A 996-nucleotide genomic window follows, 5' to 3' on the forward strand; every position below is an offset into this window, starting at 1 on the left:
GAAGGTGTGCTGTGAGGCATGCTGGAGGTATCAGAAGTGCGAATGCTGACATAAGTAACGATAAAGCGGGTGAAAAGCCCGCTCGCCGGAAGACCAAGGGTTCCTGTCCAACGTTAATCGGGGCAGGGTGAGTCGACCCCTAAGGCGAGGCCGAAAGGCGTAGTCGATGGGAAACAGGTTAATATTCCTGTACTTGGTGTTACTGCGAAGGGGGGACGGAGAAGGCTATGTCGGCCGGGCGACGGTTGTCCCGGTTTAAGCGTGTAGGCTGACTTTCCAGGCAAATCCGGAAGGTTAAGGCTGAGGCGTGATGACGAGGCACCACGGTGCTGAAGTGACAAATGCCCTGCTTCCAGGAAAAGCCTCTAAGCATCAGGTAACATCAAATCGTACCCCAAACCGACACAGGTGGTCAGGTAGAGAATACCAAGGCGCTTGAGAGAACTCGGGTGAAGGAACTAGGCAAAATGGTGCCGTAACTTCGGGAGAAGGCACGCTGACATGTAGGTGAAGCCCCTGCGGGTGGAGCTGAAGTCAGTCGAAGATACCAGCTGGCTGCAACTGTTTATTAAAAACACAGCACTGTGCAAACACGAAAGTGGACGTATACGGTGTGACGCCTGCCCGGTGCCGGAAGGTTAATTGATGGGGTTATCGCAAGAGAAGCTCCTGATCGAAGCCCCGGTAAACGGCGGCCGTAACTATAACGGTCCTAAGGTAGCGAAATTCCTTGTCGGGTAAGTTCCGACCTGCACGAATGGCGTAATGATGGCCAGGCTGTCTCCACCCGAGACTCAGTGAAATTGAACTCGCTGTGAAGATGCAGTGTACCCGCGGCAAGACGGAAAGACCCCGTGAACCTTTACTACAGCTTGACACTGAACATTGAGCCTTGATGTGTAGGATAGGTGGGAGGCTTTGAAGCGTGGACGCCAGTCTGCGTGGAGCCGACCTTGAAATACCACCCTTTAATGTTTGATGTTCTAACCTGGCGCC

The 996-nt window shown here is 53.5% G+C and carries 1 rRNA gene; it reads left to right on the forward strand.

What is annotated here, in order from left to right:
• Positions 1-996, forward strand: a 23S ribosomal RNA gene (locus G6041_RS11150); the annotation flags it as partial.

Origin of the sequence: Cronobacter sp. HA18003 (assembly GCF_011605905.1) — a bacterium.
GTDB classification, from domain to species: domain Bacteria; phylum Pseudomonadota; class Gammaproteobacteria; order Enterobacterales; family Enterobacteriaceae; genus Cronobacter; species Cronobacter sakazakii.